At 68.9% G+C, this 16,617-nt stretch carries 10 protein-coding genes; 8 read left to right on the top strand and 2 right to left on the bottom strand.

Annotated features, from left to right (window positions below; all coding sequences use genetic code 11):
- The first annotated feature begins 106 nt into the window (after positions 1 to 106).
- From rimP to pnp, 7 genes are all read left to right on the top strand, one after another.
- The gene (gene rimP, locus QN245_RS13970; protein ID WP_184449332.1) at positions 107 to 712 is read left to right on the top strand and encodes a ribosome maturation factor RimP; all 606 of its coding nucleotides are present in this window, start codon (positions 107 to 109) and stop codon (positions 710 to 712) included.
- The gene (nusA, locus tag QN245_RS13965) at positions 709 to 2,220 is read left to right on the top strand and encodes a transcription termination factor NusA (RefSeq protein WP_160969862.1); all 1,512 of its coding nucleotides are present in this window, start codon (positions 709 to 711) and stop codon (positions 2,218 to 2,220) included. The genes rimP and nusA overlap by 4 nt, the downstream gene beginning before the upstream one ends.
- 95 nt (positions 2,221 to 2,315) lie before the next feature.
- A complete protein-coding gene (gene infB, locus QN245_RS13960) occupies positions 2,316 to 5,036 on the top strand; it encodes a translation initiation factor IF-2 (RefSeq protein ID WP_184643676.1) in 2,721 nt (906 codons plus the stop codon).
- A 114-nt stretch (positions 5,037 to 5,150) separates the two neighbouring features.
- Positions 5,151 to 5,564: a 30S ribosome-binding factor RbfA gene (gene rbfA / locus QN245_RS13955; protein WP_160969858.1), complete on the top strand. Its 414-nt coding sequence runs from the start codon at positions 5,151 to 5,153 to the stop codon at positions 5,562 to 5,564.
- A 215-nt stretch (positions 5,565 to 5,779) separates the two neighbouring features.
- Positions 5,780 to 6,706 (top strand): tRNA pseudouridine(55) synthase TruB, encoded by a 927-nt coding sequence (truB, locus tag QN245_RS13950; RefSeq protein ID WP_184449336.1) that lies wholly within the window; start codon positions 5,780 to 5,782, stop codon positions 6,704 to 6,706.
- A gap of 204 nt (positions 6,707 to 6,910) precedes the next feature.
- Positions 6,911 to 7,171, top strand: coding sequence for a 30S ribosomal protein S15 (gene rpsO / locus QN245_RS13945; protein WP_003467392.1), 261 nt, complete (start codon positions 6,911 to 6,913; stop codon positions 7,169 to 7,171).
- Between the two features lie 165 nt (positions 7,172 to 7,336).
- Positions 7,337 to 9,445: a polyribonucleotide nucleotidyltransferase gene (pnp, locus tag QN245_RS13940; protein ID WP_160969854.1), complete on the top strand. Its 2,109-nt coding sequence runs from the start codon at positions 7,337 to 7,339 to the stop codon at positions 9,443 to 9,445.
- A 262-nt stretch (positions 9,446 to 9,707) separates the two neighbouring features.
- On the opposite strand, the gene QN245_RS13935 is transcribed toward pnp, so the two are convergent.
- Both QN245_RS13935 and QN245_RS13930 read right to left on the bottom strand, forming a co-directional pair.
- Positions 9,708 to 11,051 (bottom strand): sensor domain-containing phosphodiesterase, encoded by a 1,344-nt coding sequence (locus QN245_RS13935; RefSeq protein ID WP_160969852.1) that lies wholly within the window; start codon positions 11,049 to 11,051, stop codon positions 9,708 to 9,710.
- A 101-nt stretch (positions 11,052 to 11,152) separates the two neighbouring features.
- Positions 11,153 to 11,482 carry a DUF3175 domain-containing protein gene (locus QN245_RS13930; protein WP_160969850.1) on the bottom strand — a complete coding sequence of 110 codons (330 nt, stop codon included), beginning with the start codon at positions 11,480 to 11,482 and terminating at the stop codon, positions 11,153 to 11,155.
- A gap of 535 nt (positions 11,483 to 12,017) precedes the next feature.
- On the opposite strand from QN245_RS13930, the gene QN245_RS13925 reads away from it, so the two are divergent.
- Positions 12,018 to 16,361, top strand: a complete 4,344-nt coding sequence (locus QN245_RS13925) for a DEAD/DEAH box helicase (protein ID WP_317843456.1) — start codon at positions 12,018 to 12,020, stop codon at positions 16,359 to 16,361.
- Positions 16,362 to 16,617 lie beyond the last annotated feature (256 nt).

Genomic DNA, 16,617 nt, shown 5'->3' with positions numbered 1-16,617 from the left:
GACCGGAGTCGTACCGGACAAGGGGCCCAGAGGGCCCTTTGTCGTTTCCGGGGTCCGGGAAATATCACGCAACCGACTCTTCAACCCTTCAGATGCAAGGCAGGCTGTGAGCGACAAGGCAAACGAAATCGCGACGTTGCTGGGCCCGACCGTGGACGCGTTGGGTTTGGAACTGCTGGGCGCCGAATATCTGCCGGCCCCTGGCGGCGCCACGCTGCGCCTGTATATCGACGTGCCGCTGGCCGAGCAGCCCGAGCGCATCGTCAACATCGACGATTGCGAGCGGGTCAGCCGCGAGGTCTCGGCGCAACTGGACGTGGAAGACCCGATCAGCGGCAACTACACGCTGGAAGTGTCCTCGCCGGGCGTGGACCGGCCGCTGTTCAGCGCCGAACAGTTTTCCCGCCACCTGGGCGAATCGGCCAAGGTGGTGTTGAAGTTGCCGCAGCAGGGCCGTCGGCGCCTGCAGGGGCGCATCGTGCAGGCCGACGCGGATGCCGGCCGGATCAACTTCGAGGTCGACGGCGCCGAACTGGCAGTGGACTTCGACAACATCGACAAGGCGCGGATCATGCCCGACTGGGCCGCGTTGGGCCTGGCCCCGACCAAGCCGGGCAAGGGTCCGAAGCCGGCCGGCAAGAACGCAAAATCCAATAAGAAACCATCCAACGAACCGGCGGCCGACGAGGCTGCGCGCGGAGCGAAAGAATGAGCAAGGAACTGTTGCTGGTAGTCGACGCGGTGGCCAACGAAAAGGGCGTGCCGCGCGAAGTGATCTTCGACGCGATCGAGGCCGCATTGGCGTCGGCGGCGAAGAAGCGCTACCCCGACCAGGACGTGCTGACGCGCGTCACCATCGACCACAAGGACGGCAATTACGAAACCTACCGCCGTTGGGAAGTGGTGGCCGACGACGTGGTGATGGAATCGCCCGACCGGCAGATCCGCCTGATGGACGCGGTCGACGAGGCCGAGGGCGTGGACGTCGGCGACTACATCGAAGAGCAGATCGAGAATCCGGACTTCGGCCGCATCGCCGCGCAGGCCGCCAAGCAGGTGATCGTGCAGCGCGTGCGCGAGGCCGAGCGGCAGCAGGTGGTGGACGCGTGGAAGGATCGCGTCGGCGAACTGGTCACCGGCGTGGTCAAGCGCGCCGAGCGCGGCAACATCTACGTGGACCTGGGCGGCAACGCCGAGGCCTTCATCCCCAAGGACAAGGGCATTCCGCGCGACGTGCTGCGCGCCGGCGATCGCGTGCGCGGCTATCTGGCCGAAGTGCGTTCGGAGCCGCGTGGCCCGCAGCTGTTCATCAGCCGCGCCGCGCCGGAATTCATGATCGAGCTGTTCAAGCTGGAAGTGCCGGAAGTGGGCCAGGGCCTGGTCGAGATCAAGGCCTGCGCGCGCGATCCGGGCGACCGCGCCAAGATCGCGGTGCTGGCGCACGACACCCGCACCGATCCGATCGGCGCCTGCATCGGCATGCGTGGTTCGCGCGTGCAGGCGGTGTCCAACGAGCTCAACGGCGAGCGCGTGGACATCGTGCTGTGGAACGACAACCCGGCCAACTTCGTCATCAATGCGATGGCGCCGGCCGAGGTGCAGTCGATCATCGTCGATGAAGAAAAGCACTCGATGGACCTGGCGGTGGCGGAAGATCGCCTGGCCCAGGCGATCGGCAAGGGCGGCCAGAACGTGCGCCTGGCCAGCCGCCTGACCGGCTGGCAGCTCAACGTGATGACCGCCGAGCAGGTCGCGGCCAAGTCCGAGGCCGAGCAGGCCGTCGCCCGCCAGTTGTTCATGGACAAGCTGGAAGTGGACGAAGAAATCGCCGCGATCCTGGTCGCCGAGGGCTTCAACTCGGTCGAGGAAATCGCCTACGTGCCGGTCGGCGAGCTGCTGGCGGTGGAAGGTTTCGACGAGGACATCGTCGAGGAACTGCGTGCTCGTGCCCGCGACGCGCTGCTCAACGAGGCGCTGGCCGCCGAGGAGAGCGACGAGGATGGTGTGCCGGCGGCGGACCTGCTGTCGCTGCCGGGCATGGACGAAGCCACCGCTTACGCGCTGGCCGGCCATGGTGTGCGTACCAGCGAGGACCTGTCGGATCTGGCTGCCGACGAAATCCTCGAGTTCGGCATCGAGGACCTGGACAAGGACCGCGCCGCGGCCCTGATCCTGGCCGCCCGCGCCGAGGAGATCGCCCGCCTGGAGCGCGGCGAATGAGTCAGCGATGAATGCCGCCCTGACCCGATCAGGGCTTAGAATCCGCGCTACCTTCGCACGCGGCGAGGGGGCGCCAACCAGATCATAGGATCCGAATGTCGCAGCAAACCACCATCCGCAAGCTGGCCGAACTGGTGAACACGCCGGTCGAGAAACTGCTGGTTCAACTGGCCGACGCCGGGATGAAGTTCAGCGGTCCCGACCAAGTCGTCACCAGCACCGAAAAGATGAAGCTGCTGGGCTTCCTGCGCCGTACCCACGGCAAGACCGACAAGCCGGTCGAGGAAGAGGCCCAGGCGGCGCCGAAGAAGATCACCCTGAACCGGCGCAAGCTGCAGGAAGTGACGGTCAGCGCCGGGCGCAGCAAGACCACGGTCAACGTCGAGGTCCGGCAGAAGCGCACCTACGTGAAGTCGGCCGAGGACTTGGCCGCCGAGCGTGCGGCGCCGTCCGCGGGCGGACGGGTGGATGACGAGCGCGCCGAGATCCTGCGCAAGCTGGAGGAATCCAAGCAGCGCAACCTGGCCGAACAGCAGAAGCTGGCCGAGCAGGACCGTGCGCGCGCCGAGGAAATCGAGCGCAAGCGCAAGGCCGAGCAGGACGCGCGCGAGCGCGCCGAGGCCGAGCAACGCGCCGCGCAGGCCGCGCTGGACGCCGAGTCGGCGCCGCCGGCCGCGGCTGCGTCGGCGCCTCAGAACGCCGCTGCGGCGCCGCGCCCGGCTCGTCCGGCCGTCGCGCCGCGCCCGGCTGGTGGCGCGCCGCGTCCGGCCGGTGCAGCGCATCCGGCCAAGCCGGCGGCGCCGCGCAGCGACGACCGCAACAATGCCAACAACAAGCACAAGACCCGCGGCTCGCACGTGATGGTCGCCGGGGTCGAGGACGACGACAGCACCAGCCGCTTCGCCGGCCAGCTGCACCTGTCCGCGGCCGATCGCGCGCGCCGTTCCAACGTGCGCGGCAAGCCGCGCGGCGGCAGCCACAGCGGCGGCCGTCGCCAGGCCGAACCGTTGCGCAGCGGCGGCGGCGCGCACGGCTTCGAGCGTCCCACCGCACCGGTGGTGCGCGAAGTGGCGATCGGCGACACCATCACCGTGGCCGACCTGGCGCAGAAGCTCGCGCTGAAGGGCGGCGACGTGGTCAAGGCGCTGTTCAAGATGGGCGTGATGGCCACCATCACCCAGTCCATCGACCACGACACCGCGGCGCTGATCACCGAAGAGCTCGGCCACAAGCCGGTGCGCGCAGGCAGCGCCGACGCCGAGGACGCGCTGCTGGCGCACACCGAGGACGCGCAGGGCGAGAAGCTGTCGCGGCCGCCGGTGGTCACCATCATGGGCCACGTCGACCACGGCAAGACCTCGTTGCTGGACTACATCCGCCGCACCAAGGTCGCCTCGGGCGAAGCCGGCGGCATCACCCAGCACATCGGCGCCTACCACGTCGAAACCGACCGCGGCGTCATCAGCTTCCTGGATACCCCGGGCCATGCCGCGTTCACCTCGATGCGCGCGCGCGGCGCCAAGCTCACCGACATCGTGGTGCTGGTGGTCGCGGCCGACGACGGCGTGATGCCGCAGACGGTCGAGGCGGTCAAGCATGCGAAGGCGGCCGGCGTGCCGCTGATCGTGGCGGTCAACAAGATCGACAAGTCCGGTGCCGATCCGCTGCGGGTCAAGAACGAACTGCTCGCGCAGGACGTGGTCGCCGAAGAATTCGGTGGCGACACCCAGTTCGTCGAACTCTCGGCCAAGACCGGCCAGGGCATCGATGTGCTGCTGGACGCGATCTCGCTGCAGGCCGAAGTGCTGGAACTGCGGGCGGTGGCCGAAGGCCGTGCCAGCGGCGTGGTGATCGAGTCCTCGCTGGACAAGGGCCGCGGCCCGGTGGCGACGGTGCTGGTGCAGCAGGGTGCGCTGAAGAAGGGCGACTACCTGGTGTGCGGCATCCAGTACGGCCGCGTGCGTGCGCTGTTCGACGAGACCGGCAAGCAGCCCGATTCCGCGGGTCCGTCGATCCCGGTGCAGGTGCTCGGCCTGTCCGGCGTGCCGGATGCCGGCGACGACTTCGTGGTCGTCGACGACGAGCGCCTGGCCAAGGACGTGGCGCAGCAGCGCGAGACCAAGCGCCGCGAGTCGCGCCTGGTGTCCTCGGCGGGCAGCCGCATGGAAGACATCATGTCGCAGCTCGGCAAGGGCGAAGGCCAGCTGTCGCTGAACCTGGTGATCAAGGCCGACGTGCAGGGTTCGGTGGAAGCGCTGAAGCAGTCGCTGACCGCGCTGTCCAACGAGCAGATCCGCATCAACGTGATCCACTCCGGTGTGGGCGGCATCACCGAGTCCGATGCGAATTCGGCGCTGGCGTCCAAGGCCACGGTGATCGGCTTCAACGTGCGTGCCGACGCCTCGGCGCGTCGCATCATCGAGACCAACGGCATCGACCTGCGTTACTTCTCGATCATCTACGACGTGATCGACCAGGTGAAGCAGGTGGCGTCCGGTCTGCTGGGCGTGGAGATCCGCGAAGAGATCATCGGTGTCGCCCAGGTGCGCGACGTGTTCCGCAGCTCCAAGTTCGGCGCCGTCGCCGGCTGTATGGTTGTGGAGGGCGTGGTCAAGCGCAACAAGCCGATCCGCGTGCTGCGCGACAACACCGTGGTGTTCGAGGGCGAGCTGGAATCGCTGCGTCGCTTCAAGGAGAACGTCGACGAAGTGCGCAACGGCACCGAGTGCGGTATCGGCGTGAAGGCCTACAACGACGTCAAGGCCGGCGACCAGATCGAGTGCTTCGAGCGCATCGAAGTGCAGCGCACGCTGTAAGAAGCCGGGATTCGGGAATCGGGATTGGGGAATGGGAAGAGCGGGGCGCTGCAGGCGCGTCGCTCGTCCCAGCTCCTTCCCGGCTCCTTTGTTCCGAACAACGAGATTTTCGATATGCCCACCAAATCCTTTCACCGTACCGATCGCGTGTCCGCGCAGATCCGTCGCGACCTCGGCACGATCGTGCATGCGGCCGTGCGCGATCACGGCCTGCCGTCGGTCAGCGTGTCCGACGTCGAAGTCACCCGCGATCTGGCCCATGCCAAGGTGTTCGTCACCGCGCTGATGCAGGAGCGCTCGGCCGAGGCGGTCAAGGGCCTGAAGGAACTGGCGCCGCAGCTGCGCAGCGAACTGGCCCGGGCGATGAAGCTGCGCCATGTGCCCGAGCTGCATTTCCACTACGACGATTCGGTCGATCGCGGCGAGCGCATCGACAATCTGCTGCGCGACATGCCGGAGTTGCAGCAGGATCAGGACGACGACAGCCGTGCCGCCGACGACGGCGAAGCATCGCCGCGCAAGGACTGAGCCCGCCGCCGATGCCCCGGCATCGGCGCCCACTGTTTGAACGGACGCGTCGAGCGCGGACGTTTCGTCTCGGCCGCGATCGCGGCGCTGCCTCATCCGCAACCGGCCCGCTGTTGTGCGTGCCTTCGCTATCTGCCTGTGTCGGTCGCACGCGCCCGGCAGATGCCGGATTCGCCCATCCCGAATCCCCAATCCCAAATCTCCGTCCGCATCCCATGCCTGTCTTCGGTCCGCGTCTGCCCCGTATCGTCTTCCGTCGCCTCGATGGCATCGTGCTGCTCGACAAGCCGATCGGCATGAGTTCCAACGCGGCGCTGCAGGCGGCGCGGCGGCTGTTCCGTGCCGAGAAGGGCGGCCACACCGGCAGCCTGGACCCGCTCGCCACCGGGCTGCTGCCGCTGTGCTTCGGCGAGGCGACCAAGCTGGCCGGGCTGCTGCTCGGCTCGGCCAAGGCCTACGAAGCGGAGGTCGTGCTCGGCGTCACCACCGACAGCGACGATGCCGAGGGTACGGTGCTGCGGACCCGGCCGGTGCCGCCGCTGGACGCGGCCGCCCTGGAGGCGGCGCTGGCACCGCTGCGCGGGCGCATCCGCCAGCGCGCGCCGATCTATTCCGCGCTCAAGCAGGGCGGCGAGCCGCTGTACGTCAAGGCGCGCCGCGGCGAGGCGATCGAGGCGCCGGAGCGCGAGGTCGAGGTGCATGCGATCGACGTACTCGCCCACGCCGGCGATCGTCTGCGCCTGCACGTGGCCTGCGGGTCCGGCACCTACATCCGCAGTCTGGCCCGCGACCTGGGCGAGGCGCTGGGCTGCGGCGCGCACATCGCCGCGCTGCGGCGGCTGTGGGTGGAGCCGTTCCGCAACCCGCAGATGGTCACCCTGGAGCACCTGCAGCAGTTGGCCGCGCAGGATCCGGCGGCACTGGAGGCGCTGGTGCTGCCGCTGGCCGCCGGCCTGGCCGATTTCCCGCCGGTGCGCCTGGAGCCTGCTGCGGCGCAGCGTTTCCGCATGGGCCAGCGGCTGCGCGATCCGGCCTGGGCGCCCGGCCTGGCCGCGGTGTTCGACGCCGAGGGCGTCCCGCTGGGCCTGGGCCAGGTCGATGCGAGCGGGCTGTTGGCGCCGCAGCGCATGTTCAATCCGTGACCGCGCAGCGGTCGCGCCGGGTGTTACCTGACCGTCGTTCAGTCATGACGCCGTCTTAACGCCTTGTTCCTGCAGGCCGGGACCGGTACAATTTCGCGGCCTTTCCGGCACGCTGCGCTCCGGCGCAATCCTTCGCAATCGGCGAGCCAGGCGGTGCGTCCTCTGCACGTTCCTGCCGGCCCCGCATCTCAGAGAAAACATCCCATGTCCATCGACACCCAGAAAGTCATCGAAGAAAACAAGCGCGGCGCTGCCGATACCGGTTCGCCGGAAGTCCAGGTCGCCCTGCTGACCGCCCGCATCGAACTGCTGACCGGCCACTTCAAGACCCACAAGAAGGACCACCACAGCCGCCGTGGCCTGCTGCAGATGGTCAACCGCCGCCGCAGCCTGCTCGACTATCTGAAGAAGAAGGATGGCGAGCGCTACAAGGCGCTGATCGAGAAGCTCGGCCTGCGTCGCTGAGGCAAACGAACCCCACCGCGGCGCAGTGATGCGCCGCGGTTTTGTTTTGGGTAGTACCGTGGTGCGGAGATTGCTCCGCGCCACCGGCCGGATTCTCCCGGCCACCCGCCAGCGGCATGGGCCGTCAGCGGTCCATTTGCAGACAGCATCATCCAAGGAAACCCCGTGGCAAAAATCACCAAAACCTTCCAGTACGGCAAGCACACCGTCACCCTCGAAACCGGCGAGATCGCACGCCAGGCCGGCGGTGCCGTCATCGTCAAGATGGACGACACCGTACTGCTGGTCACCGCCGTCGCCGCCAAGAGCGCGCGCGAAGGTCAGGACTTCTTCCCGCTGACGGTCGACTATCAGGAGAAGTTCTACGCCGGCGGCCGCATCCCCGGCGGCTTCTTCAAGCGCGAGGGTCGTGCGACCGAGAAGGAGACGCTGATTTCGCGGCTGATCGACCGTCCGATCCGTCCGCTGTTCCCGGAGGATTACAAGAACGAAGTGCAGATCATCGCCACGGTGATGTCGATGAACCCGGACATCGACGGCGACATCGCCGCGCTGATCGGCGCCTCGGCCGCGCTGTCGCTGGCCGGCACCCCGTTCAACGGCCCGATCGGCGCCGCCAAGGTCGGTTACAAGAACGGCGAATACATCCTCAACCCGACCGTGTCGGAGCTGAAGGACTCGCAGCTGGAGCTGGTCGTCGCCGGTACCGCCAACGCGGTGCTGATGGTCGAATCCGAAGCCGCGCTGCTGTCGGAAGAAGTGATGCTGGGCGCGGTTACCTTCGGTCATCGCGAGATGCAGAAGGTCATCAACATCATCAACGAGCTGACCGTCGAAGCCGGCACCAAGCCGTCCGACTGGGTCGCCCCGGCCAAGAACGAGGCCATGATCGCCGCGCTGAAGGAAGCGGTTGGCGATCAGCTGGCGTCGGCCTTCCAGGTACGCGACAAGCTGCAGCGCCGCGATGCGATCTCGGCGATCAAGAAGGACGTGATGGCGCAGCTGGCGCCGCGCGCCGCTGCCGAAGGCTGGGTCGCTGCCGACCTGTCCAAGGAGTTCGGCGAGCTGGAATACCAGACCATGCGCGGTTCGGTGCTGAGCACCAAGGTGCGCATCGACGGCCGTGCGCTGGACACCGTGCGCCCGATCAGCGTGAAGGCCGGCGTGCTGCCGCGTACCCACGGCTCGGCGCTGTTCACCCGCGGCGAGACCCAGGCGATCGTGGTCACCACGCTGGGCACCGCCCGCGACGGCCAGGTGATCGACGCGGTCTCCGGCGAGTACAAGGAAAACTTCCTGTTCCATTACAACTTCCCCCCGTACTCGGTGGGCGAGTGCGGCCGCTTCGGCGCGCCCAAGCGTCGCGAGATCGGCCACGGCCGCCTCGCCAAGCGCGGCGTGCTGGCAGTGATGCCGACCATGGAAGAGTTCCCGTACACCATCCGCGTGGTCTCGGAAATCACCGAATCCAACGGTTCCTCGTCGATGGCCTCGGTTTGCGGTTCGTCGCTGGCGCTGATGGACGCGGGCGTGCCGGTGAAGGCGCCGGTGGCCGGTATCGCCATGGGCCTGGTGAAGGAAGGCAACGACTTCGTGGTGCTGTCGGACATCCTGGGCGATGAAGATCACCTGGGCGACATGGACTTCAAGGTCGCCGGTACCGCCGAGGGCGTGTCCGCGCTGCAGATGGACATCAAGATCGAAGGCATCACCGAAGAGATCATGAAGCAGGCCCTGGCGCAGGCCAAGGCCGGCCGACTGCACATCCTCGGCGAGATGGCCAGCGCGCTGACCACCCCGCGTGCGGAGCTGAGCGACTACGCGCCGCGCCTGCTGACGATCAAGATCCACCCGGACAAGATCCGCGAAGTGATCGGCAAGGGTGGTTCCACCATCCAGGCCATCACCAAGGAAACCGGCACCCAGATCGACATCCAGGACGATGGCACCATCGTCATCGCCTCGGTCAACGCGATCGCTGCGCAGGCCGCCAAGGCGCGCATCGAGCAGATCACCTCGGACGTCGAGCCGGGCCGCATCTATGAAGGCAAGGTCGCCAAGATCATGGACTTCGGCGCGTTCGTGACCATCCTGCCGGGCAAGGACGGCCTGGTGCACGTCTCGCAGATCTCCAGCGAGCGCGTGGAGAAGGTCGGCGACAAGCTGAAGGAAGGCGACGTGGTCAAGGTCAAGGTGCTGGAAGTCGACAAGCAGGGCCGCATCCGCCTGTCGATGAAGGCCGTCGAGGAAGGCGAGGGCGTGTCGGCCGAATAAGCCGCGCGCGTCCACTGCCGTTCCAGGAAAAAGCGGGCTTCGGCCCGCTTTTTTCTTGCCTGGCGTTTGCGCAGGCGCAGCAACTGGCGAACGTGCCGTGTTGGTCGACGTTCGTGTGGATCAGGGTGGGGGCGGGGCATCGTCTGAGCGGCTTCAGCCGCGACAGCGCGCCACCGGTGATGCCAGGTCGCGGCTGAAGCCGCTCCTACACAGGATGTCCGTGGCGGGCGTGGCCGGAACGCAACGCTCGATCGCGCGCGCTTCAGCCGCTGCCGTCGCCGATCGCCGGATAGCGCGCCAGGTGCGCCGACAGGGGCCCGGGATGGGCGAGCTGGTAGCCCTGGCCGTAGCGCGCGCCCAGCGCCTGCAGCGTCGCCAGTTCGCTCTCGGTCTCGATGCCTTCGACGACCACGTCGGCATTGGTTTCCGCGGCGAAGGACAGGATCGCCATCGCCAGCCGCTGCCGACGCGGCTCGGCGTCGATGCCGCGGGTCAGGGTCAGGTCCAGCTTGATGATGTCCGGCGCCAGGTGCAGCAGGTGGCGCAGGCTGGCGAAGCCGGTGCCGGCGTCGTCCAGGGCGATGCGCAGGCCCTGCCGCTGCAGCAGGCCGATGTGCTCGGACAGGCGCGGATAGTCCGGCGCCTGCAGTTGCTCGGTGATTTCCAGCACGATCCGCGACAGGTCGTGGCCGTGCAGCAGCGCCTGCAGTCGCGGATGCAGCAGCGTGGGCGCGGACACGTTGATCGCCAGGTACAGCGGCGCCGGCAACTGCGCCAACAGTTCCAGTGCCTTGCACGCAGCGGCCAGTTCCAGCTCCAGCCCCAGCCCGACCCGGCTTGCGTCGTCGAACCAGCGCAGCGGCGGCATCGCCGGATTGGCCGGAAAGCGCGATAGCGCTTCCACGCCAACGATGTGCTGCGATGCCAGGGCCAGCACCGGCTGGGTCACGATCTGCAGGCGCGCATCGGCGATGGTTTCGCGGATGCGGGTGGCGATCGCCGCCTTCTCGCGAAATGCGTGTTTCTCCACGTCCTGGCGGCGCGCGATGTCGGTCTGCAGCGCGGCGCGGTCCATGGCCAGCGCCAGCGTCGCCCCGACCAGGGTCGCCAGCAGTTCCAGCGTGCGCACGTCCTGTGCACTGTAGGCGTCGGGTTGTGGCGCCAGTACCTTGAGCACGCCGATGCTGCGGTCGCCGTAGCGCAGCGGCACCACCAGCATCGAGCGCAGGCCGATGCGACGACAGGCTGCGCGATCCACCCGTGGATCGATTTCCGAATCGTCGCAGCGCAATACCTGGCCGCTGCGCATGCACAGGCCGGACAAGCTGCCATTGCTGGGCAGGCGCAGGCCGAGGTGGCGCTCGGCGACGCCGCTGGCCGACCAGTACAGCATGTCGTTGCCGTCGCACATCTCCACCACGGCGCCGTTGGAGCGTGTCAGCTCCTGCGCGCGGTGGGTGACGACATCCACCACCTGCAACGGATCGCTGCCGGCCGCCGCGATCTCGCCCTGCGCCAGGATGATGCGCGACAGCAGCGCCGCGTCGTCTTGCGTCGCGGCGGCGGTGTGCTGGATGAGATCCGAAATGTCGGATGCCTTGGCCATGTCCGCATCATGTGCAATGCGTTGGAGGACGGCAATCGGGCGGCGCGCGCGTGGCGTAGGCAGCGTACGGAACTGATCGCTCCATCACGCTGCACAATCGTCTACGTTCTGTCGCTTGCGTCACCTTTGCGTGGTTTGCCATACAGGCTGCGCAACTCGTCCTTGGCCTGCTCCAGGATCTGGCGGCGCTGCGCCGGCAGCTGATCGCCGGCCCGATTGATGTAGAAGGTCAGCATCGACATGGCCGAGCGATACGGACCGGTGCGGCGGCGTGCATGCAGGTCGGCCGACTGCTTGAGTGCACGTGCGATCGCGGCCGGGTCGTGGCCTTCGAAGACGGCCGGCGCGACGCCGAGCGATTGTGGCGCGTCGCGGTTGCGCTGCTGGCTCGGGTCGTTACTGGTGGTGAGGTACGGTCTGCTCTGTGCCATTGGTGATGCTCCTTGGCGATGGCGGATGGAGTGATACAACGCATACGCAGCCCAGCAATGCAGGACCCGATGGCAGATGCCGCCGCCACCCGCTGCCGTACGCGACAAGGCGACGGCAGTGCGACATCGAAGGGGAACGGTGCGGAGGCGACGCGAACGCACGCCGCCGCAGTCGCGTGCGCAGGTCGTGGAGCGTCCCGCGCACGTGATGGGCGATGCCGTTTTTCGCTGGTGTTGCCGTGCCGCATTCCGTTCCCAGAAGCGAAGCTCGCGTGTGTTTCGCAAACGCTAGGCCGAGATACGTGATGCCGTCGACAACATAACCGCGCTGCGCGGAGCGAGTTGTAGACATTATGTCGTTCGATGAACGCTTAATGGAAAAGCCCCTAAAAAAAGGGCTCGCGTGCAAATGCGCTTGATCGCTTGGATAACGTCACCATTTTCATTGTCGAGGCGATGGCGCGAGACAGTCGCGTGGACAGTGCGCACGGGTGGCATCGCCGGCGCGCCGCACGCCGGCGCAATAGGAGATCGCATGTCCTTGGCGCAAACGCGCTTTCATCCTGCCGTTTCCCGCTGGTTCGAACAGCGTTTCGCTGCGCCCACGCCGGCGCAGGCGGCGGCGTGGCCGGCGATCCAGGCCGGACGACACACGCTGGTCGCCGCGCCGACCGGTTCCGGCAAGACCCTCACCGCGTTTCTTGCCGCGCTGGATGCGCTGGTGCGCGAAGGTCTGCGCGAAGGCGGCCTGCAGGACCGCACCCAGGTGCTGTACGTCTCGCCACTGAAAGCGCTTTCAAACGACATCCAGCTCAATCTGGAGGCGCCGCTGCAGGGCATTCGCGCCGAACTGGCGGCGTTGGGTTTGCCGGATGTGCACATTCGCACCGCGGTGCGCACCGGCGACACGCCGCAGCGCGAGCGCGCGCAGGCGCGGCGGCGTCCGCCGCACGTGCTGGTGACCACGCCGGAGTCGCTGTACGTGCTGCTCGGGTCGGTGTCCGGGCGCGAGACGCTGCGCCATGTGCGCACGGTGATCGTCGACGAGATCCATGCGCTGGCGGCGAACAAGCGCGGCAGCCATCTGGCGCTGTCGCTGCAGCGCCTGCAGCAGCTTTGCGAGGTGCCGCCGCTGCGCATCGGCCTGTCGGCGACGCAGAAGCCGATCGATGCGGTCGCGCGCTTCCTGGTCGGCAGCGCGGCGGTGCACGACGGCGAGGCGGACTGCGCCATCGTCGACATCGGCTATGCGCGCGCCCGCGACCTGGCGCTGGAGGTGCCGCCGACGCCGCTCAGCGTGACTATGTCCGCCGACCAGTGGCAGCAGGCGTATACGCGCCTGGCCGAGCTGGTGCGCGCGCACCGCACCACCCTGGTGTTCGTCAATACCCGGCGCATGGCCGAGCGCACCGCCCGGCACCTGGGTGAACTGCTCGGCACGCAGGCGGTGGCGGCGCATCACGGCAGCCTGGCACGCGAGACCCGGCTGCTCGCCGAGCGCCGGCTCAAGGCTGGCGAGCTGCAGGTGCTGGTGGCCACGGCGTCGCTGGAGCTGGGCCTGGACATCGGCGACGTCGACCTGGTCTGCCAGCTCGGTTCGCCGCGTTCGATCGCCGCGTTCCTGCAGCGCGCGGGACGCTCCGGGCATGCGGTGGGCGGCACGCCGAAGGCGCGGCTGTTTCCGCAGTCGCGTGACGACCTGGTCGAATGCGCGGCCCTGCTGGACTGCGTGCGCCGCGGCGAACTGGATGCGCTGCGCATGCTCGACGCGCCGCTGGACGTGCTCGCCCAGCAACTCGTCGCCGAGGTGGCCTGCCAGGAGTGGGAGGAAGACGCGCTGTACGCGCTGGTGCGTGGCGCCTGGCCGTATGCGGCCTTGCCGCGCGCGCAGTTCGACGCGGTGCTGCGCATGCTCAGCGAAGGCTTCAGCACGCGGCTGGGGCCGCGCGCCGGCTACCTGCATCGCGATGCGGTGCATCGCCGCGTGCGCCAGCGTCGCGGTGCGCGGATGGCGGCACTCACCTCCGGCGGCACCATTCCCGAGACTGGCGACTACAGCGTGGTGCTGGAGCCGCAGGCGCAGACCATCGGCACGGTCAACGAGGATTTCGCGGTGGAGAGCCTGGGCGGCGACGTGTTCCAGCTCGGCAACGCCAGCTACCGCATCCTGCGCGTGGAAGCGGGGCGGGTGCGGGTGGAGGACGCGCGCGGCGCGCCGCCCAACATCCCGTTCTGGATCGGCGAAGCGCCCGGGCGCAGCGACGCGCTGTCGCTGGGCGTGTCGCGGCTGCGCGCCGAAGTCGAGCAGGTGCTGGAGCAGGGCGGGACGGCGCAGGCACTGCAGTGGCTGTGCGGTCCGCTGGCGCTGGACGCCGCCGCCGCGCAGCAGATCGTCGACTACCTGGGCCGCGCGCATGCGGCGCTGGGCGCCTTGCCGACCCAGCAGTGCATCGTGCTGGAGCGCTTCTTCGACGCCACCGGCGGCACCCAACTGGTGATCCACAGCGTCTACGGCAGCCGCATCAACCGCGCCTGGGGCCTGGCCCTGCGCAAGCGCTTCTGCCGCACCTTCAATTTCGAGTTGCAGGCGGCCGCGACCGAGGACGCGATCGTGCTGTCGCTGTCGACCCGGCACAGCTTCGCCCTGGACGAGGTGGCGCGCTACCTGCGCGCCGCATCGGCGCTGGACGTGCTGGTGCAGGCGCTGCTGGACGCGCCGCTGTTCGGCGTGCGCTGGCGCTGGAACGCCACCAACGCGCTGGCGCTGCCGCGCTTCACCGGCGGGCGCAAGGTCGCACCGCAACTGCAGCGGATGAAGTCCGAGGATCTGCTGGCCACGGTGTTCCCCGATCAGGTGGCCTGTGCGGAAAACCTGGTCGGCGAGCGCGAGATTCCCGAGCACCCGCTGGTGGCGCAGACCCTGCGCGACTGCCTGGACGAGGCGATGGACAGCGCCGGCTGGCTGCAGCTGCTGCGCGGCATCGAGGCCGGCGAGGTGCGCGTGCTGGCGCGCGAACTGACCGCGCCGTCGCCGCTGGCGGCCGAGGCGCTGGATGCGCGGCCCTATGCCTTTCTCGACGATGCCCCGCTGGAAGAACGGCGAACCCAGGCGGTGCACAGCCGCCGCTACAAGGATCCGGACAGCGCCGACGATCTCGGCCAGTTGGACCCGCAGGCGATCGCCGCCGTGCGCGAGGAGGCCTGGCCGCAGCCGCGCAGCCGCGACGAGATGCACGAGGCGCTGCTCACGCTCGGCGTGGTGAGCGCGGACGAGGCCGCCGCGCAGCCGCAGTGGCGACACTGGTTGGGTGAACTGGCCGCCGATGCGCGCGCCACCTGCCTGCACGGCGTCGACGGCGCCGCTGCGGCGCTGTGGGTGGCGGCCGAAGCACTGGCGGCAGTGGCGCCGCTGTACCCGCAGGCCAGCGCGCAACCGGTCATCGCCGTGCCCGAGGGCTACGCGGTCGCCGACTGGGACCGCGGCAGCGCGTTGCGCGAGTTGCTGCGCTGGCGCTTGGCCGGCCTAGGGCCGGTCACCGCCGAGGCGTTGGCGGCGCCGCTGCAGCTGCCGCTGCGCGAGGTGCAGGCCGGGTTGCTGGCGCTGCAACAGGACGGCTATGTGCTGGGCGGACGGTTCAGCGCCGACGCCGATGCCGAGGAGTGGTGCGAGCGCCACCTGCTGGCGCGGATCCACCGCTACACCCTCGGCCGCCTGCGTCGCGAGATCGAGCCGGTGGCGCCGCGCGACTACGCGCGCTTCCTGTTCCGCTGGCAGCACCTGGATACGCAGGGCCAGGTGGAGAGCGCCGAGGCGTTGGCCGCGGTGCTGGCGCAACTGGAGGGCGTGGAGGCCGCGGCGCCGCTGTGGGAGGCGGAGCTGTTGCCGGCGCGGGTGCGCGACTACCGCCCGGCCTGGCTGGACGAGGCCTGCAGCGCCGGCCGCACGCTGTGGACGCGGCTGCGCCCCGGCGCCGGCGGCGCCGCGCCGACGCTGCGCAGCACGCCGATCCTGTTGCTGCCGCGGCGCAGCGCCGGGCAGTGGTCGCGGCTGTCGCCCGCTCCGGAAGCCGGCGCGCTGGGCTCGCGCGCGCGCAAGGTCGCCGAGCATCTCGAGGCGCACGGTGCCTCCTTCTTCGACGAGATCGCCGAAGCCACCCGCCTGCTGTCCACCGAACTGGAGGCGGCGCTGGCCGAACTGGTCGCCGCCGGCCGGGTCCATTGCGACAGCTACGCCGGCCTGCGCGCCTTGCTGGTGCCGGCATCGAAGCGGCCGTCGGCGCTGTCGCGGCGGCGGCCGCGTATGGCGCTGTACGGCGGCATCCAGGACGCCGGGCGCTGGGCGCTGTTGCGGGCCGGCCCCGAGGCCGACGACCCGGCCGCACGCAGCGAGGCGGTCGAGCACGTCGCACGGACCCTGCTGCGCCGCTACGGCGTGGTCTGCTGGCGCCTGCTCGAGCGCGAGGCGGCTTGGTTGCCGCCGTGGCGCGAAGTGTTGCGGGTCTACCAGCGCCTGGAGGCGCGCGGCGAGATCCGTGGCGGACGCTTCATCGATGGCCTGTCCGGCGAACAGTTCGCTCTGCCCGAGGCGATCGGCCTGCTGCGGCAACTGCGCCGCGAGCCCGGCGACGGCACCTGGGTGTGCGTGGCCGCCGCCGATCCGGCCAATCTGCTCGGCAGCGTGCTGTCCGGCACGCGGGTGCCGCGGGTCGCGGGGGCGCGCGTGCTGTACCGCGACGGCGTGCCGATGGCGAGCTGGGCCGGCGAGCGCTTCGAGCCGCTGCAGGACATGGAGGCCGAGGAACTCGCGCGCGCGCAGCGGCTGTTGCGTGGCGGCACTGCGGCGCAACGGCAAACGGTCGCGGCACTGCCGATGGTGTGAAGGCGCTGGGCCATGGACGCGCTCGCGCACGGCGATGGCGGGCATATCGGCGCTGCTTTCACATTCTGTCTACAAATTAAAGGGGTTGGCATCCCACTTCGCCCTTGGTGCAAAACAGGGGTCATCTGCCATTGCAGAAAAACTGCGGCATCCACGCCGTCGGCGCCCGGCGAGCTTCTTCACATGCGTCGAGTGCTGCGGCGCAACGCCTGTTGCGCATTCAGTCAGCGCCGCCGCCGTGCGGCCGATATGCGGA

It is taken from the genome of Xanthomonas rydalmerensis, from assembly GCF_033170385.1.
In the GTDB taxonomy this organism is placed as follows: domain Bacteria; phylum Pseudomonadota; class Gammaproteobacteria; order Xanthomonadales; family Xanthomonadaceae; genus Xanthomonas_A; species Xanthomonas_A rydalmerensis.
This window is presented reverse-complemented; position numbering and strand designations above follow the sequence as displayed.